This window comes from Streptomyces sp. NBC_01428, assembly GCF_036231965.1.
Taxonomy (GTDB): domain Bacteria; phylum Actinomycetota; class Actinomycetes; order Streptomycetales; family Streptomycetaceae; genus Streptomyces.
Window position 1 is genome coordinate 4,876,824 of sequence record NZ_CP109499.1, and the last position, 19,599, is coordinate 4,896,422.

The window sequence follows — 19,599 nt, forward strand, 5'->3', positions numbered from 1 at the left end:
TGGGCTCCCGTCGCTCTTCTGCTGTTTTTCCCAGGATTTTCCGCGGAAGACCCCTTGTCGATGCGGGATCGTGATCGGGGTCACGTAGGATTCTACGAATCTACGCGAGTAGAAATTTTGTACGGGTAGTCTGAAGGGACCTGCTCAGCACCACACACCGGGAGTGCCAGTGGCACGCGTCGTAGTCGACGTCATGCTCAAGCCGGAGATCCTCGACCCCCAGGGCCAGGCGGTGCAGCGTGCACTGCCGCGCCTCGGTTTCGACGGTGTCTCCGACGTACGTCAGGGAAAGCGATTCGAACTGGAAGTGGACGGACCGGTGGACGACGCCGCGCTCGCCCGCATCCACGAACTTGCGGAATCCTTCCTCGCCAACACCGTGATCGAGGACTTCACCGTCAAGGTCGAGGAAGTCGCGGAGGCCGGAAAGTGACCGCTCGTATTGGAGTCGTCACCTTTCCGGGCAGCCTCGACGACCGTGACACGCAGCGCGCGATCCGGCTCGCGGGTGCCGAACCCGTCGCTCTCTGGCACAAGGACAAGGACCTCAAGCAGGTCGACGCCGTGGTGCTGCCCGGCGGTTTCTCGTACGGCGACTATCTCCGGGCCGGCGCCATCTCGCGCTTCTCGCCGGTGATGGAGACCGTCGTCGAGCAGGCGAAGTCCGGAATGCCGGTTCTCGGCATCTGCAACGGCTTCCAGGTCCTCACCGAGGCGCACCTCCTTCCCGGCGCGATGCTCGGCAACAACCACCTCCACTTCATCTGCCGTGACCAGAAGCTGCGGGTGGAGAACGCGGAGACCGCCTGGACCGCCGACTACGTGTCCGGCCAGGAGATCCACATCCCGCTGAAGAACATGGACGGGCGGTACGTCGCCGATTCGCGGACGCTCGACATGCTGGAGGCCGAGGGCCGGGTCGCGTTCCGCTACGTGGACGTCAACCCGAACGGCTCGCTGCGCGACATCGCCGGCATCACGAACGAGGCGGGCAACGTCGTCGGTCTGATGCCGCACCCGGAGCACGCCGTCGAGCCGCTCGTCGGCTCCGGCCGCACCGACGGCCTCCCCTTCTTCACCTCGATCCTCAAGAAGCTGGTCAACGCATGAGCCGCACGCCTCTGGACACGGTCGAGAACGCGGCCGCGACCCCCGACGTCGAGCTGCCCTGGGCCGAACTGGGCCTGAAGAAGGACGAGTACGAGCGGGTCGTCGAGATCCTCGGCCGCCGGCCCACCGGTGCCGAGCTCGCCATGTACTCCGTCATGTGGTCCGAGCACTGCTCCTACAAGTCCTCGAAGGTCCACCTCCGCCAGTTCGGCGAGAAGGCCCCGCAGTCCGACGCGCTGCTCGTCGGCATCGGCGAGAACGCCGGCGTCGTCGACGTCGGCCAGGGCTACGCGGTGACCTTCAAGGTCGAGTCGCACAACCACCCGTCGTACGTCGAGCCCTACCAGGGCGCGGCCACCGGCGTCGGCGGCATCGTGCGCGACATCATCGCGATGGGCGCCCGTCCGGTCGCCGTCGTCGACCCGCTGCGGTTCGGCGCGGCCGACCACCCCGACACCAAGCGCGTCCTGCCGGGTGTCGTCGCGGGCATCGGCGGCTACGGCAACTGCCTGGGCCTGCCGAACATCGGCGGTGAGGTCGTCTTCGACGCCTGCTACCAGGGCAACCCGCTGGTCAACGCCGGTGCCATCGGCGTCATGCGGCACGAGGACATCCACCTCGCGAAGGCGTCCGGCACGGGCAACAAGGTCATCCTGTACGGGGCCCGCACGGGCGGTGACGGCATCGGCGGCGCGTCGATCCTCGCCTCGGAGACCTTCGACGACGCCAAGCCGTCGAAGCGTCCCGCCGTCCAGGTCGGCGACCCCTTCCAGGAGAAGCTCCTCATCGAGTGCACCCTGGAGGCCTTCGCCGAGAAGCTCGTCGTCGGCATCCAGGACCTCGGCGCGGCCGGACTGTCCTGCGCCACCAGCGAGTTGGCGTCCAACGGCTCCGGCGGCATGCGCGTCACCCTCGACGATGTACCGCTGCGCGACTCCACGCTCTCGCCCGAGGAGATCCTCATGAGCGAGTCGCAGGAGCGCATGTGCGCGGTCGTGGAGCCGGAGAAGGTCGACCGCTTCCTCGAGATCTGCGACAAGTGGGATGTCATCGCCACCGTCATCGGTGAGGTCACCGACGGCGACCGGCTGGAGATCTTCTGGCACGGCGGCAAGATCGTCGACGTCGACCCGCGCACCGTCGCGCACGACGGCCCGGTCTACGAGCGCCCCTACGCCCGCCCTTCGTGGCAGGACGCGCTCCAGGCCGACGACGCGAACAAGCTGCCCCGCCCGGCGACGAGCGCCGAGCTGAAGGACCAGGTCCTGCGGCTCGTCTCCTCCCCGAACCAGGCCTCCAAGTCCTGGATCACCTCCCAGTACGACCACTTCGTGCAGGGCAACACCGTGCTGGCCCAGCCCGAGGACTCGGGCATGATCCGCATCGACGAGGAGACCGGGCTCGGTGTCGCCATCGCGACGGACGGCAACGGCCGCTACGCCAAGCTCGACCCGTACACCGGTGCGCAGCTGGCCCTCGCCGAGGCGTACCGGAACGTCGCGACCACCGGTGCCAAGCCGCTCGCCGTCTCCGACTGCCTGAACTTCGGCTCGCCGGAGGACCCGGCGGTCATGTGGCAGTTCGCCGAGGCGATCCGCGGACTGGCCGACGGCTGCCAGCAGTTGGGCACCCCGGTGACCGGCGGCAACGTCTCGCTGTACAACCAGACCGGCGAGGCCGCCATCCACCCGACTCCGGTCGTGGCCGTGCTGGGCGTCATCGACGACGTCGCCCGCCGCACGCCGGTCGCCTTCCAGGAAGAGGGCCAGCTCCTCTACCTGCTCGGTGACACCCGTGAGGAGTTCGGCGGTTCGGCTTGGTCCCAGGTCGTCCACGACCACCTGGGCGGTCTGCCCCCGCAGGTCGATCTGGAGCGCGAGCGGCTGCTCGCCGAGATCCTCATCTCGGCCTCGCGCGACGGAATGATCGACTCCGCGCACGACCTGTCCGACGGCGGCCTCATCCAGGCCGTGGTCGAGTCGGCGCTGCAGGGCGACAAGGGCGCGCGGCTGATCGTCCCGGACGGTCTCGACGCGTTCACCTTCCTCTTCTCGGAGTCGGCGGGCCGCGCGGTCGTCGCCGTCCCGCGCTCGGAGGAGCTGCGCTTCAACGACATGTGCGGTGCCCGGGGTCTGCCCGTCACCCGCATCGGTGTCGTCGACGGCGACGCGGTCGACGTCCAGGGCGAGTTCGCGCTCTCCCTGGCCGAGCTGCGCACCGCTCACGAGGAGACCATTCCGGCGCTGCTGGCGTGATCCGCTGACCTGCGCGAAGGCCCCGTCCGGACTCCGGGCGGGGCCTTCGCGCGTCCTGGCCTGTCGTGTTCGACTCAGGCAGCGACGGGCTGTTCCTCCCGCGCCCGCTCGGGTATGGAAGTCCCGGGCCGGGTGCCCGACCGGGGCAGCCGCAGCGCCAGCATCACGCCGACCGCCATGACCGCCGCCGCTCCCCAGAAGACGACGTCCATGGCGGAGACGAAGGCCTCGACCCCGTCGGTGCGGGCCCTTCCGGTGAGCCGGGCGAGGGAACCGATGCCGCCGCCGGGCCCGTCGGCCGCGTACAGACGGGCGAGGACGGTGCCGAAGACCGCGGTGCCGAGGGCGCTGCCCAGGGTCTGGAAGAAGCGGACGCCGGTGGTGGCGATGCCCAGCTGGTGCCGGGGTGCCGCGTCCTGCACGAGCAGGATCAGCTGGCCCACGAGCTGTCCGAACCCGGCCCCGAACAGCAGGAGTTCGGCGCGGATCAGCCAGAGGGAGGTGTCGGGACCGGTGGTGGACAGTGCGACGAACGCGAGCGCGGTGGTCGCGGTGCCGCTGATGGTGAAGGTGCGGGCCGACCAGCCACGGTCGGTGAGGCGGCCGGAGAGGATGCCGACGGCGGTCATTCCGGCCGCCATGGGCAGGAGATAGAGCCCGGCGGAGGAGCTGCCGATGCCTCGGGCCACCTGGAGATAGACCAGCACGTAGTAGATGGCGCACATCATCGAGGCCCCGACGAGGCCCTGGATCGCGAAGCCGAGGCGCAGCTCCGGAACCCGGAACAGGGAGAGTGGAAGCACCGGTTCGGGCGCCCGCGTCTGGCGCCACAGGAACAGGGCGAGTGTCGCGGCCGAGGTGAGCAACAGGCCCGCGATGACGGGTGAGGTCCACGCGTACTCCTGGCCGCCCCAGTCGGTGACGAGCAGCAGGGAGCAGGCGAAGGCCGCGACGAGGGCGGCGCCGGCGTAGTCGATCGGGCGGCGGACGGGGCGCTCGGGGAGCTTGAGGGCGAAGGCGGACGCGGCCAGGACGGCGACGCCGATCGGCAGGTTGACGTAGAAGATCCAGCGCCAGCCCGCGTGGTCCGCGAGCAGGCCACCGATCCAGGGGCCGACGGCCATGCCTCCGCCGGCGACGACCCCGCCGAGGTTGTTCCCCTTGCCGCCCTTCTCGCCGGGGCCCTTGAGGTGGGCGATGACGACCATGGTCACGCTCATCAGCCCGCCGCCACCGAGACCCTGGAGCGCGCGCGCCGCGATGAGCTGGCCCATCGACTGGGCGGCGCCGCACAGCGCCGAGCCCACCAGGAAGGTGGCGATGGCGCCGGTGAAGACCCGCTTGGGGCCGAGGACGTCGCACAGCTTGCCGTACAGCGGGAGCATCGCCGCCGAGGCCAGCGCGAACGAGCTGACCAGCCACGGGATCTTGTCGACACCGTGCTCGGGGTCGAGGTCGCGGACGATCGGGACGGTCGCCGCCGAGACGATCTGCAGGTCCAGGATGGCCAGCACGATCGTGACCAGGCAGACGAGGAAGCCGATCGTGCGCTGCCGCTCGGTCATGCCGGTCCCCGCCGCGGGGGCGGAGGTCCCCTCCGTGACGGCGGCGTTCGTGGCGGACCCCTCCGAGTCGGCGGCCTTCTCAGCCCCCTCCGCTGCCTTCTTCGCCTTCTTCGCCGTCCTGTCCCTCCCGCCCGTCCTGTCGGTCCCGCCCGTGCTGCCCTTCCTCTCCGCGCCGGTGTTCGTCCCCGGCGCGGAGCCGCCGCGACCCGTCGTCCCGGTGTCGGCCGATTTCCTGCGGGCTGATGTGGACATGCGTGACTCCCCGTCCCCGGCGGCGGGTTGGGCCCGCCGACTGCGATGGCACCACCATGCCCGACAATTATGTATCGGGTCAATGTTTTTTCTCGGATCAAATTTCATCCTGGTACAGTCATGGCTATGGCAGAGGCGATGGGACTGCGGGAGCGCAAGAAGCGGCAGACAGCCATGCGGATCTGGCAGACCGCCGTGGAGCTGTTCGTGGAGCGCGGGTTCGACGCCGTCTCCGTCGCGGAGATCGCCGACGCGGCCGAGGTCTCCAAGATGACGGTGTTCAACTACTTCGGAACCAAGGAGGACTTGGTCTTCCGGCCCATGGAGGAACACTTCGGGGACGCCGCCCGCGCGGTCCGCGAGCGGGAGCCCGGGGAATCCGCCGTGGACGCTGTCCGCCGCCAGTTCCTCGACATGGTCGAGGCGCGTGATCCCTCGATCGGTCTGAACACGGAGCCGTTCGCCCGCACGCTGCGCACCCTCGTGGGAGAGACGCCGGCCCTGCGGGAGCGCGCGCTCATCGCCTCGCACCGGGGTGAGGAGGAGCTGGTCCGGACCCTCGCCGAGGAGAGCGACGACCCCGTGCTCGCCGCCATCGCGGCCGCCCAGCTGATCAGCGCGCGCAACGCGCTGGTGGAGGCGCACCACCGCCGTATCAACGACGGCGAGAGCCCCGAAGCCGTCGCCGAGGACGCCGCCGACCAGGCCAACCGCGCGTTCGACCTGATCGAGAGAGGCCTCGCCGGATACGCGGTCCGGAAGTAGACCACCGGAAAACCCCACCGGCCCCCGTCCGAGCCGCCCCCGGTCCTAGGGTGAGGATCATGCCCCCCGCCAAGAAGCGCGCCCGTGCCTACGACTCCGCCAAGATCCGCGCGGCGGTCCTCGCCCAGTTCGGGAACGTACGGGACGGCGTGCGCACCCTGAGCGAGGAGCAGTCGGCGCGTCCCACGCACCTCGGCGGGTGGACCGTACGCGACCTCGCGGCGCACGTCACGACGGCCCTGGACACGGTGAGCCGCAGTCTCGACGGCCCCGAGCCCACCGCCAGGGAACTGTCCCTGCTCGACTGGCCGTTCGCCACCGCCGCCCGGGCCGCCGACATCGCGGCCGACACCCGTGAGCTCGCCGCCCGGAACGCGGACCTCGACGCCCTGTTCGCCCGCACCGAGCAGCGGATCACCGAGCGCCTGGCCACCGCGCCGGACGGCCGGCTGCTCGCCGCGCGCACCGGGACGATGACCCTCGCCGACTACCTCGTCACCCGCACCGTCGAACTCGTCGTCCACACCGACGACCTGAACCGCGCGGTTCCCGGCCTCGACATCCCGTACGACCGCCAGGCCCTCGCCGCCTGCACCCGGCTCCTCGCCGACGCGCTCGCCGTGAAGGCGCCCGGCGCGTCGACGGAGGTGCGGATCCCGCCGTACGCGGTCGTGCAGTGCGTCGAGGGCCCCCGGCACACCCGCGGCACTCCGCCGAACGTGGTGGAGACGGACCCGCTGACCTGGATCCGGCTCGCGACGGGACGTACGGAGTGGAAGACGGCACTCGACGAGGCGAAGGTCAGCGCCAGCGGCGAACGCGCCGACCTCGCCGGCCTGCTGCCCCTGATGGGCTGAACCGCCGGGCCGGTCGCTGCCGCCCGGTGCTCGCTCGACGACCCCGAGCGGCCCGGCGCCCGCGGGCCACCACCGCGGCCACCACGTCCTGACCCCCCCCGGACGTCCGCGAGCCACCACCGCGGCCACCACGTCCGAACTCGAGCCACTGCCTTCGGCACGGCCCGAAACCGTCCGGCGCACCCGGGCCGCCCCCAGGCCGATCCCGTCCGCGCGCACCGAACGTCCCGAACGCCCCGCCGTCCACCGCCTCCTGACGTGCTGAACCGTCCGCGTCCGGGCCCGTCACCCCAGCCGCGGCCGCCGCTCGATCGGGCGTCCTCGCCCGGGGAGGGGAACCGGACCCCCCACCCCTCCCGTCCCATCGGCATGGACAAGCAGCGAATGACCCTCAGCGTCCTGACCCTGCTTCCCCTCGCCGTGGCGTGCGGTACCCAGACGGCGGGAAGCGGTTCCGTCGGGACGGGATCCCCGGTGACCGGAGTCCACTGGACGGTCGACAGCCTCACCGTGGACGGAAGGACCGCGAAGGCACCGGCCGGCGCGTATCTGAAGATCGGCGAGGACGGCCGGGCCAGCGGCAACCTCGGCTGCAACGGCTTCGGCTCGAAGGCCACGGTCAAGGGCGACCGGGTCGCGTTCGGCGCGCTCCGGACGACCGAGATGGGCTGTACGAAGGGCCCGACCGCCTTCGAGCGGAACCTGAGCCGCTCGATCGCCGGCCAGGACGGGTTCACCGCCAGGACCGACGGTGATCGGCTGACCCTCACCGCCGACAGCGGCGACCGGGTCAGCCTCACCAAGGAGAAGGACGCACCCCTGCGCGGGACGAAGTGGACGGTCACGGCACTCGGTGACAGGAACACCTCCCGGTCGCTCCCGAAGGGCACCGACGCCTACTTCGTCCTGGGCGAGAAAGGCACCCTCGACGGCCGCCTCGGCTGCAACCACGCGTCCGCCCGGGCCACCGTGAGCGACGGACATATCACCCTCGGGCCGGCCAGGACCACCCGCATGATGTGCGACCGCTCACTCATGAGGACCGAGAAGGCCCTGCTGGAGCTCTTCGACGGCCGCACCTCGTACGCGGTGGATCATCGTGGCATCACGCTGACCAGCGGAAACGGCAAAATCGTCCAAGCGGTGGCCGCTGAGTGACCGGTGGGGAGCCCCTATCCCCAATTCGGACCAGTGGTCGATCTCGCCTACACTCGGTGCCGTGCCACGTGGTGACGGTCGACTCAATCATGATCTGCTCCCCGGTGAGAAAGGCCCCCAGGACGCTTGCGGCGTCTTCGGTGTCTGGGCTCCGGGCGAAGAGGTCGCCAAGCTCACTTACTTCGGGCTCTACGCCCTCCAGCATCGGGGTCAGGAATCCGCGGGAATCGCGGTCAGCAACGGCTCCCAGATCCTCGTCTTCAAGGACATGGGCCTCGTGTCCCAGGTCTTCGACGAAACCTCGCTCGGTTCGCTCCAGGGTCATATCGCGGTCGGTCACGCCCGCTACTCGACCACCGGTGCCTCCGTGTGGGAGAACGCCCAGCCGACGTTCCGTGCGACCGCGCACGGCTCCATCGCGCTCGGCCACAACGGCAACCTGGTCAACACGGCGCAGCTCGCCGAGATGGTCGCCGACCTGCCCAAGCAGGAGGGCCGCACCACCCGGGTGGCGGCCACCAACGACACCGACCTGCTCACCGCGCTCCTCGCGGCCCAGGTCGACGAGGACGGCAAGCCGCTGACCGTGGAGGAGGCCTCCACCAAGGTCCTCCCGCAGGTCATGGGCGCCTTCTCGCTCGTCTTCATGAACGAGCACACCCTCTACGCCGCCCGTGACCCGCAGGGCATCCGCCCGCTGGTCCTCGGCCGCCTGGAGCGTGGCTGGGTGGTCGCCTCCGAGTCCGCCGCCCTCGACATCTGCGGCGCCAGCTATGTGCGCGAGATCGAGCCGGGCGAGTTCGTCGCCATCGACGAGAACGGTCTTCGGAGCTCGCGATTCGCGGAAGCGAAGCCCAAGGGCTGCATCTTCGAGTACGTGTACCTGGCTCGCCCCGACACGGACATCGCCGGTCGGAACGTGTACCTCTCGCGTGTCGAGATGGGCCGCAAACTCGCCAAGGAAGCCCCGGTCGACGCCGACCTGGTCATAGCGACCCCGGAGTCCGGGACGCCCGCCGCGATCGGTTACGCGGAGGCCTCCGGCATCCCGTTCGGCGCCGGCCTGGTCAAGAACGCGTACGTGGGCCGGACCTTCATCCAGCCCTCGCAGACCATCCGCCAGCTGGGCATCCGGCTGAAGCTGAACCCGCTCAAGGAAGTCATCAAGGGCAAGCGTCTGGTCGTCGTCGACGACTCGATCGTGCGCGGCAACACCCAGCGCGCCCTCGTCCGGATGCTCCGCGAGGCGGGCGCCGCCGAGGTCCACATCCGGATCTCCTCGCCGCCCGTGAAGTGGCCCTGCTTCTTCGGCATCGACTTCGCGACCCGCGCCGAGCTGATCGCGAACGGCATGACCATCGAGGAGATCGGCACCTCGCTCGGCGCCGACTCCCTCTCGTACATCTCCATCGACGGCATGATCGAGGCCACGACCATCGACAAGCCGAACCTCTGCCGCGCGTGCTTCGACGGCGAGTACCCGATGGAGCTTCCCGACCCCGAGCTGCTCGGTAAGCAGCTCCTGGAGACCGAGCTGGCCGCGGGTCCCGCAGCCACGGCCGCGGCTGACGCCATCCGTCGCCCGTAAGTGCCGCAGAGCCCCGTTTCACCAACCCGAAAGATCCCAGGCAATGTCTTCTGTGTCTGATCAGTCACCTACGGCGACGGGCAGTGCCTCCGGTGCTTCCTACGCGGCTGCCGGCGTCGACATCGAGGCCGGCGACCGCGCCGTGGAGCTCATGAAGGAGTGGGTGAAGAAGACGCAGCGCCCCGAGGTCCTCGGCGGCCTCGGCGGATTCGCCGGCCTCTTCGACGCCTCCGCCCTCAAGCGGTTCGAGCGCCCTCTGCTGGCCTCGGCCACCGACGGCGTGGGCACCAAGGTCGACGTGGCCCGTCGGCTCGGCGTGTACGACACCATCGGCCACGACCTGGTCGCCATGGTCATGGACGACATCGTCGTGTGCGGTGCCGAGCCGCTCTTCATGACCGACTACATCTGCGTGGGCAAGGTCCACCCCGAACGGGTGGCGGCCATCGTGAAGGGCATCGCCGAGGGCTGTGTCCTCGCGGGCTGCGCCCTGGTGGGCGGCGAGACGGCCGAGCACCCCGGTCTGCTGGGTCCGGACGACTTCGACGTCGCCGGCGCCGGTACGGGTGTGGTCGAGGCCGACCAGCTGCTCGGCCCGGACCGCATCCGGACGGGTGACGCGGTGATCGCCATGGCGGCCTCCGGTCTTCACTCGAACGGGTACTCGCTCGTCCGGCATGTCCTCCTGGAGCGGGCCAAGCTCGGCCTGGAGCAGCACATCGAGGAGTTCGGCCGCACGCTCGGCGAGGAGCTCCTGGAGCCCACCAAGATCTACTCGCTGGACTGCCTGGCCCTGACGCGGACCACCGAGGTGCACGCGTTCAGCCACATCACGGGCGGCGGCCTCGCGGCCAACCTGGCCCGGGTGATCCCGGACGGCCTGCACGCCGTCGTCGACCGCGAGACCTGGACCCCGGCCCCGGTCTTCGACCTGGTCGGCCGGACGGGCGACGTCGAGCGCCTGGAGCTGGAGAAGACGCTGAACATGGGCGTCGGCATGATGGCGATCGTCCCGGAGGAGTCGGCCGAGGTCGCCCTCGCCACCCTCGCGGACCGCGGAGTGGACGCCTGGATCGCCGGTGAGATCACCGAGCGCGGCGACCACGCCACGGGCGCGGAGCTGATCGGCGACTACGCGAACTGATGCCCCCTGGGCAGCACAAAACCCGGTCCGGCGGCTGTGGCCCCGGACCGGGTGAAGTGCAGTCACTACGAGAAATCCGCCAGGCGGGATCTACCGGAAAACCACTTCAGGGAGACCCGCGGAGAAGATCGCGGAAACTGCGAGGGACGCTGGTGCGTCAAGCGCCACGACGTTGCGACTGAGGACCGGACTGGTCGTCGTCATCCTCGTCGTCGTCGTTGTAAAGATCCGCGTACTGTGCGTACGGGTCGTCTTCCTCGTCGTCGTCCTCGAACGGCTCGCCATTCGGCGGCTGGCTCGAAGTCGAAGCGCCCAGCTCATTGGCCAGACGCGAGAGGTCAGTCCCGCCGCTGCTGTACTTCAGCTGGCGGGCGACCTTCGTCTGCTTGGCCTTTGCCCGGCCGCGCCCCATGGCTCGACCCCCTCGGATACGGGGCTCGATGGCCCCAGAGTCTTGACACGCGTTCATGATCTGGAACGGACTCTCCGTGGAGAGACCGGTCCGTAGGGCTTCCACGGTACCTGAGCCCGCGCCCATACGGTACGTCGCCCGCAGCACGCGCCCTTGCCCAGAACCAACAAGGTGCCCTGTCCTCGCTGGTCAACCGCGATTTTAACCTCTTCTTGGCGTCCGACCCGCCGACAGACGTGAGAGTTGTCTCCCCGACGGCCGTCGGCGGGTCCCTGACAAGCACTTATGGCCCTCGAAAGGGTCAGTGAGAGCGTGCCTCCGCCATCCGCTGTTCGGCGATCCGGTCGGCCGCGGCGGCCGGCGGAATCCCGTCCTCCTTCGCACGTGCGAATATGGCCAGCGTCGTGTCGAAGATCTTCGCCGCCTTGGCCTTGCACCGGTCGAAGTCGAAGCCGTGCAGCTCGTCGGCGACCTGGATGACACCGCCCGCGTTCACCACGTAGTCGGGGGCGTACAGGATCCCGCGGTCCGCGAGGTCCTTCTCCACACCCGGGTGCGCCAGCTGGTTGTTGGCCGCGCCGCACACGACGCTCGCGGTCAGCGCCGGCACGGTCGTGTCGTCGAGCGCCCCGCCCAGCGCGCACGGCGCGTAGATGTCCAGGCCCTCGGTGCGGATCAGCGCCGCGGTGTCGGCGACGGCCGTGACACCGGTGGGGTGCTGGTCCAGGATCCGCCGTACGGAGTCCTCGCGCACGTCCGTGATCACGACCTCGGCGCCGTCCGCCCGCAGGTGGTCGACCAGGTGGTGGCCCACCTTGCCGACGCCCGCGACGCCGACCTTGCGGCCGCGCAGCGTCGGGTCGCCCCACAGGTGCTGGGCCGAGGCCCGCATGCCCTGGAAGACACCGAAGGCGGTCAGCACCGACGAGTCGCCCGCGCCGCCGTTCTCCGGGGAGCGGCCGGTCGTCCAGCGGCACTCGCGGGCCACGACGTCCATGTCGGCCACGTAGGTGCCGACGTCGCAGGCCGTGACGTACCGGCCGCCGAGCGAGGCGACGAACCGGCCGTAGGCGAGGAGCAGCTCCTCGGTCTTGATCTGCTCGGGGTCCCCGATGATCACGGCCTTGCCGCCGCCGTGGTCGAGACCGGCCATGGCGTTCTTGTACGACATCCCGCGGGCGAGGTTGAGCGCGTCGGCGACGGCCTCCGCCTCGCTCGCGTACGGGTAGAAGCGTGTACCGCCGAGGGCGGGGCCCAGAGCGGTGGAGTGGAGGGCGATGACGGCCTTCAGGCCGCTGGCGCGGTCCTGGCAGAGCACGACTTGCTCATGACCGCCCTGGTCCGAGTGGAACAGGGTGTGCAGTACATCAGCAGGCGCGCCGGTTACGTCGGTCACTGTGGTGACTCCCAGGTAATGAGCGGCGGTTGGGTGCGGGGCCCGTGCGGATGGCGGGCTCCGTGGGCATGAGAGTAGGGCCTGCGCCGACCCGCCTTCGGCGCAGTGTTCAGGATCACCCACCGACGGGGTACGACCATGGTTCGATTTGCATAGATTTCTCTTCAGGTCGTGAGTGGTTCTCGCTGGTTTTCCCGGTGGTCGTCGGGGGAGGGAGCAGGCGTGCCCAAGGTGTCCGCGGTGATCGTGCCGTACACGTCGTATCTGCGTGTGTACGAGCCACTCGTGGCGTTCCCGGAGGCGGAGCGCGATCACTGGACGCGCTACGCCCGGCGCACCGAGCGCCCCTCGTACCAGGACGAACTGCGCCGTTCGCTGGCCGACTTGCTGCCCACTCCGCCGGTGCCCGTGCCGGTGCACGAGAGCGCCGACGCGTTCGTGGCCGAGGTGGACGGCGTGGTCTGCGTCTGCCCCTGGCGCACCCGGCTGCGCGGCTGGCAGGCCCTGGACGAGATCGGCGAGGAACTCCCGGCCCCGGTCCTCGACGCGGTGCTGCCGCCGCTGGTGCGCCGTCAGGCCGCCCTCGACTACGAGCGCTGGCTCGCCCGCAACCCCGACGCCCGCCCGTGGATCCGCACCTCGACCTGGCAGGTGCCGCTGAACTGGTTCGTGCTCGTCTCCGAGGAGGAGCGGGAGTACGAGAAGGGGGCGGGCCCGGGAGGTGCCGCGCCGCGGCTGCGCTACCGGACGCCGATGGTGCAGGCCCGGCGGCGCACGGCGCGGGCCCTGCGCACGCTCCGGGACGCCCTGGACGAGGGACCGCTGATCGACGGTCTGGTGGACGTGGGGCGCTGGCTGGAGGAGTTCCATCCGCGTTCCCTGGTCGAGCTGGACTACGGAGGGCTCGTGCACACGTTGCCGGCCGGGCACCTGGAGGACGACCACTCGGCCGCGGACGTCGCGGAGGGCATCGAGGCGCTGCGCACCGGGGACGGGGCGACGGCCGGCGAGGCGTACGGGCGGCTGGTGGAGCGCTGGCGGACGGTCAGGGACCGGCGTTCGGCGAACTGACGGCGAACCGGCACCAGCTGCATCCACGAACGGGTCATGCGGGACACTTCCGGATGATTCAGCCCAACGGGCTGTTCCGGGTGGTTCCTGTGGGACGGGAGGGGCTCCTGGGCCCGCCGAGCAGTGTGATCTGCTTCTCACAGGAACGGTGTCGAACTCGCGTATGGTCCTCACACGCTGAAGAACCCTCACTCCAGGACGTAGGTCCCGATCCGGGCTTATGCGTCAACGGGTGTCAAGCGTGATGGATGGCACTTACCTGGCTCTTGCATCGCTTGCCCCTCCTCGTGCCAAAATAGGACAAGGAGTCCGGGGGAGGACTCTATCCGCCCACGTATGGGTGGAATCTCAGCATTGCACGCTATGGGGGGTCTGATGACTCCTGACGCCACTGTGACTGATCGTCACAGTGGCGTGACTGTCCGCTATGGCATGGTCCATCGGCTTCCGTCGCTGATGAACACCTGGGAGGGCAATTCCATCGGTTTGGCCGACGCGGCTGGACGGATGGTGTAGTTGTAGTGCCGAGGACAAGCCGTTCGTCCTATAACCGACTCGACTCGCGTCCGCCATTTCGGGCAACGCGGGTCAAGGTGCAGAATTTAGAGGAAAGAACCGAGAAGGTTCGGTTCTCCCGAGGAGGCCGCTCATGACCGCTCGCACCCCTGATGCCGAGCCGCTGCTGACCCCGGCTGAGGTCGCCACGATGTTCCGCGTCGACCCCAAGACGGTCACGCGGTGGGCGAAGGCCGGCAAGCTTACGTCCATCCGCACGCTCGGCGGACACCGCCGCTACCGCGAGGCTGAGGTCCGCGCACTGCTCGCGGGTATCCCGCAGCAGCGCAGTGAGGCCTGAGACCCCGCATAACCGGACAAGCCGACGGACCCCCCAATCCGCCGAGGCGTCCGAACCACAGCTCCAAGCGACGCGGGTTCTGCCCCAACAGAGCCCACGCCCCAGCTTTTCCGCCATATGAACAGGGTGCGTCGTAGATCGCGCTGGACTCCGCCGGGTCCAGCGCGATCTTTTTTGTGCGGTCCACGCGCCTCGACGACCGGCCTGTGAGCGGCCTTGTCGGAGTCTGGGGGCGGGTGTCGGATCGGCTGTGAACAGCCTCGACGGCGAGTGCAATTGCACATATTAAATTGACTCGTTGTAGGAGGGGGGTAAGTTCCGCACTTCTGAAAACCTATGCGGTGACTCCCGTCACATGCCAGAGTCCTTGTCGCCCGCGAGCCTTCTGCGCTAAGGGAGTTGAGCCCGAACGCGCGCTCCTTCATCTCAAGGGTCGCACCGCGCGGACCTCCTGGCCGGGGTCTTCGGTCACGCGGTGGAGGGGCTTTCGTCCTCGGGGGCGCCGTCGGCATCCTGCTCGTCGTACGGACCGGGTTCCATGGCCAGCCGCAGGAGCCGATGGCAGACCGTGCAGTGCCGCGTCAGATGGCGATAGCCGGAGGCGGCCGCCAGATGGGCTCGGAGCAGAGCCCGGGTCTCGTGCCGGGCGGACACCGCCATACGCACCTCCAGGGGGCCGACAGGGCGCGAGCCCCGGCTTCCGGAGTACCCGCTGGAATGTGACGCCGTCAAGAAGCGGGAACGCGTCCTGGGGGCGGCCGTTGGGGCGCCGGCGGGCGCACACGAAGCGGTGCGGGGTGCAAAGCGGCGGAGGGCGTGGAGGGGGAGGGGCATGGAGCGGCGGCCGACGCGAAGAAGGCCGACGCGAAGAAGGCCGCGGCAAAGAAGGCCGACGCAAAGAAGAAGGCCCGGAGCCGAAGCTCCGGGCCTTCTCTACTGCGGTCCTGACGGGATTTGAACCCGCGGCCTCCACCTTGACAGGGTGGCGAGCACTCCAAGCTGCTCCACAGGACCTGGTTTCGCAGCGACTTGTTCGTGCGCTGTGCTGCGAAAAGAGACTGTACAGGAGGGTGGGCCCAGGGTCGAACTCACCGCGTGTACAGGCTCCGTCACGGTGCCGCCGCGTCGATCGCCTTCACGATCCGTTTGTCGGAGACGGGGTACGCCGTGCCGAGCGCGTGGGCGAAATAGCTGACCCGCAGCTCCTCGATCATCCAGCGGATGTCCCGGACCGAGGCGGGCACCGGCCGGCCCTGCGGCAACTGCTCCAGGAGCCAGGCGTACTCGTCCTGCATCTCGTGGACCTTCTCCATACGGCTGGTGTCCCGCTGGACGCCGGTCGGCATCTGCTGCAGCCGGCGGTCCGCGGCCACCAGATAGCGCATCAGGTCCGGCAGCCGCCGCAGCCCGGTCGCCGTGACGAAGCCGGGCTTCACGAGGGCGTCCAACTGCTTGCGCACGTCCGTGAGGTTCGCGAGCAGGGTCGGGCTCCTGACGCCCTTCAGCCGGCGCTCACAGGCCTGCCAGGCGGCCAGCACCTGCTCCACCTGCCCGACGGTGCGCACGGTCGTGTCGACGATCTCGGCACGCACCTTGTCGTACAGCTTGCGGTACGACTCCTCGTCCCACGCGGGGCCGCCGAAGTCGCCGATCAGCTTGTCCGCCGCGGCCATGGCGCAGTCGTCGAAGAGCGCCTGGACCGAGCCGTGCGGGTTCGCGGACAGGGCGAGCTTCTGGGCGTTGGTGAGCTTGTCCGAGGCGAACTTGCCGGGGTTCACCGGGATGTTCCGCAGGATCAGCCGGCGGGTGCCCTTCCACATCGCCTCGGCCTGCTCGGCCTCCGTGTCGAAGAGCCGGACCGAGACGGTGTTCGCCGCGGGCCCGTCGTCGACCAGCGCGGGGTACGCCTTGACCGGCTGGCCCGCCCGGCGCGTCTCGAAGAGACGGCTGAGCGAGCCGATCGTCCAGTCCGTCAGCCCCGTGCGCTCCAGGGACTCGCCGCCCGAGCGCTCCGCGGTCGCCGCGGCGGCCTGCGAGATGGCCTGGCGCGCCTTGGGCCTCAGCCGGAGCTTGAGTGCCTCCAGGTCCTTGTCCTCGGCGAGCTTGCGGCGCCGCTCGTCGACGATCCGGAAGGTGGTCCGCAGGTGGTCGGGGAGCCGGGACCAGTCGAAGTCGTCCGCCGTCAGCGGCACCCCGACCATCCGCTTGAGCTCGCGCGCCATGGTCTGCGTCAGCGGCTCCTGGAGAGGTACCGCCCGCTCCAGGAACTTCTGCGCGAAGTTCGGGGCGGGGACGTAGTTCCGCCGGATCGGCTTCGGGAGGGAGCGGATCAGTTCCGTGACCACTTCCTCGCGCAGCCCCGGGATCTGCCAGTCGAAGCCCTCGTCCGTGACCTGGTTGAGGACCTGGAGCGGGACATGGACGGTCACGCCGTCCGCGTCCGCCCCCGGCTCGAACTGGTAGGTCACCCGGAACTTCAGCGGTCCCTGCCGCCAGGAGTCCGGGTAGTCGTCCTTCGTGACCTGACCGGCGCGGTCGTTGATGAGCATCGAGCGCTCGAAGTCGAGGAGTTCGGGCTCCTCGTGGCGCTTGTGCTTCCACCAGGAGTCGAAGTGGGCCCCGGACACGACGTGTTCGGGCACCCGCTGCTCGTAGAAGTCGTAGAGGGTCTCGTCGTCGACCAGGATGTCCCGGCGGCGCGCGCGGTGCTCCAGCTCCTCGACCTCGGTGAGGAGCTTGCGGTTGTCGGCGAAGAACTTGTGGTGCGTGCGCCAGTCGCCCTCGACCAGCGCGCTGCGGATGAACAGTTCGCGGCTGACCTCCGGGTCGATCCGCCCGTAGTTCACCTTCCGCTGGGCGACGATCGGCACGCCGTACAGCGTGACCTTCTCGTACGCCATCACGGCGGCCTGGTCCTTCTCCCAGTGCGGCTCGCTGTACGTCCGCTTGAGGAGGTGGCCGGCCAGCGGTTCGATCCACTCCGGCTCGATGCGGGCGTTGACGCGGGCCCAGAGCCGGGAGGTCTCGACGAGTTCCGCGGACATCACGAAGCGCGGGGGCTTCTTGAAGAGGGCCGAGCCCGGGAAGATCGCGAACTTGGCGTTGCGCGCGCCGAGGTACTCGTTCTTGCCGGAACCGCGTCCGCTCTCCCCGCCGGTCTCCTTCACGTCCTTCATGCCGACGTGCGAGAGCAGACCGGCGAGCAGCGAGACGTGGACGCTCTGTTCGGGAGCGTCCTCCTCGTTCAGGTGGATGTCCATCTGCTTGGCGACGGTCCGCAGCTGGCTGTAGATGTCCTGCCACTCGCGGATGCGCAGGAAGTTCAGGTACTCCTGCTTGCACATCCGGCGGAAGGCGGACGAGCCGCGCTCCTTCTGCTGTTCGCGCAGGTAGCGCCACAGATTGAGGAAGGCCAGGAAGTCGGACGTCTCGTCCTTGAAGCGGGCGTGCTGCTGGTCCGCCTGGGCCTGCTTCTCGGAGGGCCGCTCGCGCGGGTCCTGGATGGAGAGCGCGGCGGCGATCACCATGACCTCGCGGGCGCAGCCGTTCTTGTCGGCCTCCAGGACCATCCGGGCGAGGCGGGGGTCGACGGGGAGCTGGGCGAGCTTGCGGCCGGTCGGGGTGAGCCGCTTGCGGGCGTCCTTCTCGGCCGGGTCCAGCGCGTTCAGTTCCTGGAGGAGCTGGACGCCGTCGCGGATGTTGCGGTGGTCCGGCGGGTCGATGAAGGGGAACTTCTCGATGTCGCCGAGGCCGGCCGCGGTCATCTGGAGGATGACGGAGGCGAGGTTCGTGCGGAGGATCTCGGCGTCGGTGAACTCGGGCCGGGACAGGAAGTCGTCCTCGGAGTACAGCCGGACGCAGATGCCGTCGGACGTACGGCCGCAGCGGCCCTTGCGCTGGTTGGCGCTGGCCTGCGACACCGGCTCGATGGGCAGCCGCTGCACCTTGGTGCGGTGGCTGTAGCGGGAGATGCGTGCCGTGCCCGGGTCGATGACGTACTTGATGCCCGGCACGGTCAGCGAGGTCTCGGCGACGTTGGTGGCCAGAACGATCCTGCGGCCGGTGTGCTGCTGGAAGACGCGGTGCTGCTCGGCGTGCGAGAGCCGCGCGTACAGGGGGAGCACCTCGGTGAAGCGGTAGTTCCTCTTGTCCAGCGCGTCCGCCGTGTCGCGGATCTCGCGCTCGCCGGAGAGGAAGACGAGGATGTCGCCCTTGCCCTCCGCCTGGAGCTCCTCGACGGCGTCGCAGATCGCGGTGATCTGGTCGCGGTCGGTGTCCTCGGAGTCCTCTTCCAGCAGCGGGCGGTAGCGCACCTCGACGGGATACGTCCGGCCGCTCACCTCGACGATCGGGGCGTCCCCGAAGTGCCGGGAGAAGCGCTCCGGGTCGATGGTCGCGGAGGTGATGACGACCTTGAGGTCGGGGCGCTTGGGCAGCAGCTGGGCGAGGTAGCCGAGCAGGAAGTCGATGTTGAGGGACCGCTCGTGGGCCTCGTCGATGATGATCGTGTCGTAGGCGCGCAGCTCGCGGTCGGTCTGGATCTCGGCGAGCAGGATGCCGTCCGTCATCAGCTTGACGAAGGTGGCGTCCGGGTTCACCTGGTCGGTGAAGCGGACCTTCCAGCCGACGGCCTCGCCGAGCGGTGTGTCCAGCTCGTCGGCGACCCGCTCGGCCACGGTGCGGGCGGCGATACGACGGGGCTGGGTGTGCCCGATCATGCCGCGCACGCCCCGGCCCAGCTCCATGCAGATCTTCGGGATCTGGGTGGTCTTTCCGGAGCCGGTCTCGCCGGCCACGATCACGACCTGGTGGTCACGGATGGCGTCCGCGATCACGTCCTTCTTCTGGCTGACCGGGAGCTGCTCGGGATAGGTGATGGCGGGTACGCGGGCGCGGCGCTCGGCCATGCGGGCCTCGCCCTTGGTGACCTCCGCCTCGATCTCGGCGAAGACGGCGGAGCGGGCCTCGGGCTTGCGGATCTTGCGCGCGCCTTCGAGCCTGCGTCCGAGCCGGTGCGCGTCGCGCAGGGTCAGCTGGGCCAGGCGGGGGGCGAGATCGCCGAGGGCGGGGGCAGGGTGCGTAGACATACGCGGTCCAGGATCTCACCTCGGCGAAATGACTGGCGAACGCTTTTGCGCGCCGGTCCCGCGCCGGGGCACGAAAAAGGCCC

The 19,599-nt window shown here is 69.5% G+C and carries 15 protein-coding genes and 1 tRNA gene; 10 read left to right on the forward strand and 6 right to left on the reverse strand.

Translation table 11 applies throughout. The annotated features are described in order from the left end of the window. Positions 1 to 169: 169 nt before the first annotated feature. The 3 genes from purS to purL are packed head-to-tail and all read left to right on the forward strand — an operon-like array spanning position 170 to position 3,365. Entirely contained in the window at positions 170 to 433 is a 264-nt protein-coding gene (gene purS / locus OG406_RS21190) for a phosphoribosylformylglycinamidine synthase subunit PurS (RefSeq protein ID WP_060898438.1), read from the forward strand. Continuing rightward, on the forward strand, positions 430 to 1,110 hold the full coding sequence (gene purQ / locus OG406_RS21195; protein ID WP_164369477.1) for a phosphoribosylformylglycinamidine synthase subunit PurQ: 681 nt from the start codon (positions 430 to 432) through the stop codon (positions 1,108 to 1,110). The genes purS and purQ overlap by 4 nt, the downstream gene beginning before the upstream one ends. Next, positions 1,107 to 3,365: a phosphoribosylformylglycinamidine synthase subunit PurL gene (gene purL, locus OG406_RS21200; RefSeq protein ID WP_266614920.1), complete on the forward strand. Its 2,259-nt coding sequence runs from the start codon at positions 1,107 to 1,109 to the stop codon at positions 3,363 to 3,365. The genes purQ and purL overlap by 4 nt, the downstream gene beginning before the upstream one ends. Before the next feature lie 74 nt (positions 3,366 to 3,439). Here the strand turns inward: purL and OG406_RS21205 are convergent, their stop codons facing one another. Continuing rightward, entirely contained in the window at positions 3,440 to 5,182 is a 1,743-nt protein-coding gene (locus OG406_RS21205; protein WP_443067095.1) for an MFS transporter, read from the reverse strand. A 126-nt stretch (positions 5,183 to 5,308) separates the two neighbouring features. Between OG406_RS21205 and OG406_RS21210 the strand changes: the two genes are divergently transcribed. The 5 genes from OG406_RS21210 (at position 5,309) to purM (ending at position 10,694) form a co-directional block, all read left to right on the forward strand. Continuing rightward, a complete protein-coding gene (locus tag OG406_RS21210; protein ID WP_267051266.1) occupies positions 5,309 to 5,947 on the forward strand; it encodes a TetR/AcrR family transcriptional regulator in 639 nt (212 codons plus the stop codon). A gap of 59 nt (positions 5,948 to 6,006) precedes the next feature. Then, the gene (locus tag OG406_RS21215) at positions 6,007 to 6,804 is read left to right on the forward strand and encodes a maleylpyruvate isomerase family mycothiol-dependent enzyme (RefSeq protein WP_267051265.1); all 798 of its coding nucleotides are present in this window, start codon (positions 6,007 to 6,009) and stop codon (positions 6,802 to 6,804) included. 369 nt (positions 6,805 to 7,173) lie between these two features. Then, positions 7,174 to 7,962, forward strand: coding sequence for an META domain-containing protein (locus tag OG406_RS21220; RefSeq protein ID WP_329187208.1), 789 nt, complete (start codon positions 7,174 to 7,176; stop codon positions 7,960 to 7,962). 61 nt (positions 7,963 to 8,023) lie between these two features. Beyond that, positions 8,024 to 9,550, forward strand: a complete 1,527-nt coding sequence (gene purF / locus OG406_RS21225) for an amidophosphoribosyltransferase (protein ID WP_081218200.1) — start codon at positions 8,024 to 8,026, stop codon at positions 9,548 to 9,550. A gap of 43 nt (positions 9,551 to 9,593) precedes the next feature. After that, positions 9,594 to 10,694, forward strand: a complete 1,101-nt coding sequence (gene purM, locus OG406_RS21230; protein ID WP_164369482.1) for a phosphoribosylformylglycinamidine cyclo-ligase — start codon at positions 9,594 to 9,596, stop codon at positions 10,692 to 10,694. Positions 10,695 to 10,851: 157 nt separating this feature from the next. Here the strand turns inward: purM and OG406_RS21235 are convergent, their stop codons facing one another. Then, positions 10,852 to 11,106, reverse strand: coding sequence for a DUF3073 domain-containing protein (locus OG406_RS21235; protein WP_164369483.1), 255 nt, complete (start codon positions 11,104 to 11,106; stop codon positions 10,852 to 10,854). Between the two features lie 301 nt (positions 11,107 to 11,407). Beyond that, complete coding sequence (locus OG406_RS21240; RefSeq protein ID WP_164369484.1) at positions 11,408 to 12,502, reverse strand: Leu/Phe/Val dehydrogenase; 1,095 nt, start codon at positions 12,500 to 12,502, stop codon at positions 11,408 to 11,410. A 222-nt stretch (positions 12,503 to 12,724) separates the two neighbouring features. On the opposite strand from OG406_RS21240, the gene OG406_RS21245 reads away from it, so the two are divergent. Next, positions 12,725 to 13,573 carry a hypothetical protein gene (locus OG406_RS21245; RefSeq protein ID WP_329187211.1) on the forward strand — a complete coding sequence of 283 codons (849 nt, stop codon included), beginning with the start codon at positions 12,725 to 12,727 and terminating at the stop codon, positions 13,571 to 13,573. A 649-nt stretch (positions 13,574 to 14,222) separates the two neighbouring features. Next, on the forward strand, positions 14,223 to 14,429 hold the full coding sequence (gene bldC / locus OG406_RS21250) for a developmental transcriptional regulator BldC (RefSeq protein WP_003949541.1): 207 nt from the start codon (positions 14,223 to 14,225) through the stop codon (positions 14,427 to 14,429). 468 nt (positions 14,430 to 14,897) lie between these two features. Here the strand turns inward: bldC and OG406_RS21255 are convergent, their stop codons facing one another. From OG406_RS21255 to hrpA, 3 genes are all read right to left on the reverse strand, one after another. Beyond that, positions 14,898 to 15,089 carry a DUF6274 family protein gene (locus OG406_RS21255; protein ID WP_266614914.1) on the reverse strand — a complete coding sequence of 64 codons (192 nt, stop codon included), beginning with the start codon at positions 15,087 to 15,089 and terminating at the stop codon, positions 14,898 to 14,900. Positions 15,090 to 15,368: 279 nt separating this feature from the next. Continuing rightward, a tRNA-Asp gene (locus OG406_RS21260) sits at positions 15,369 to 15,443 on the reverse strand. Positions 15,444 to 15,538: 95 nt separating this feature from the next. Further along, complete coding sequence (gene hrpA, locus OG406_RS21265; RefSeq protein WP_329187213.1) at positions 15,539 to 19,516, reverse strand: ATP-dependent RNA helicase HrpA; 3,978 nt, start codon at positions 19,514 to 19,516, stop codon at positions 15,539 to 15,541. Positions 19,517 to 19,599 lie beyond the last annotated feature (83 nt).

What these genes read in the sequence shown, in the direction of transcription:
- OG406_RS21215 (WP_267051265.1), top strand. Translation starts at nt 6,007, where the DNA reads ATGCCCCCCGCCAAGAAGCGCGCCCGTGCCTACGACTCCGCCAAGATC.
- OG406_RS21205 (WP_443067095.1), bottom strand. Translation starts at nt 5,182, where the DNA reads ATGTCCACATCAGCCCGCAGGAAATCGGCCGACACCGGGACGACGGGT.
- OG406_RS21220 (WP_329187208.1), top strand. Translation starts at nt 7,174, where the DNA reads ATGGACAAGCAGCGAATGACCCTCAGCGTCCTGACCCTGCTTCCCCTC.
- OG406_RS21255 (WP_266614914.1), bottom strand. Translation starts at nt 15,089, where the DNA reads ATGGCGGTGTCCGCCCGGCACGAGACCCGGGCTCTGCTCCGAGCCCAT.
- OG406_RS21235 (WP_164369483.1), bottom strand. Translation starts at nt 11,106, where the DNA reads ATGGGGCGCGGCCGGGCAAAGGCCAAGCAGACGAAGGTCGCCCGCCAG.
- hrpA (WP_329187213.1), bottom strand. Translation starts at nt 19,516, where the DNA reads ATGTCTACGCACCCTGCCCCCGCCCTCGGCGATCTCGCCCCCCGCCTG.
- bldC (WP_003949541.1), top strand. Translation starts at nt 14,223, where the DNA reads ATGACCGCTCGCACCCCTGATGCCGAGCCGCTGCTGACCCCGGCTGAG.
- purL (WP_266614920.1), top strand. Translation starts at nt 1,107, where the DNA reads ATGAGCCGCACGCCTCTGGACACGGTCGAGAACGCGGCCGCGACCCCC.
- OG406_RS21210 (WP_267051266.1), top strand. Translation starts at nt 5,309, where the DNA reads ATGGCAGAGGCGATGGGACTGCGGGAGCGCAAGAAGCGGCAGACAGCC.
- purM (WP_164369482.1), top strand. Translation starts at nt 9,594, where the DNA reads ATGTCTTCTGTGTCTGATCAGTCACCTACGGCGACGGGCAGTGCCTCC.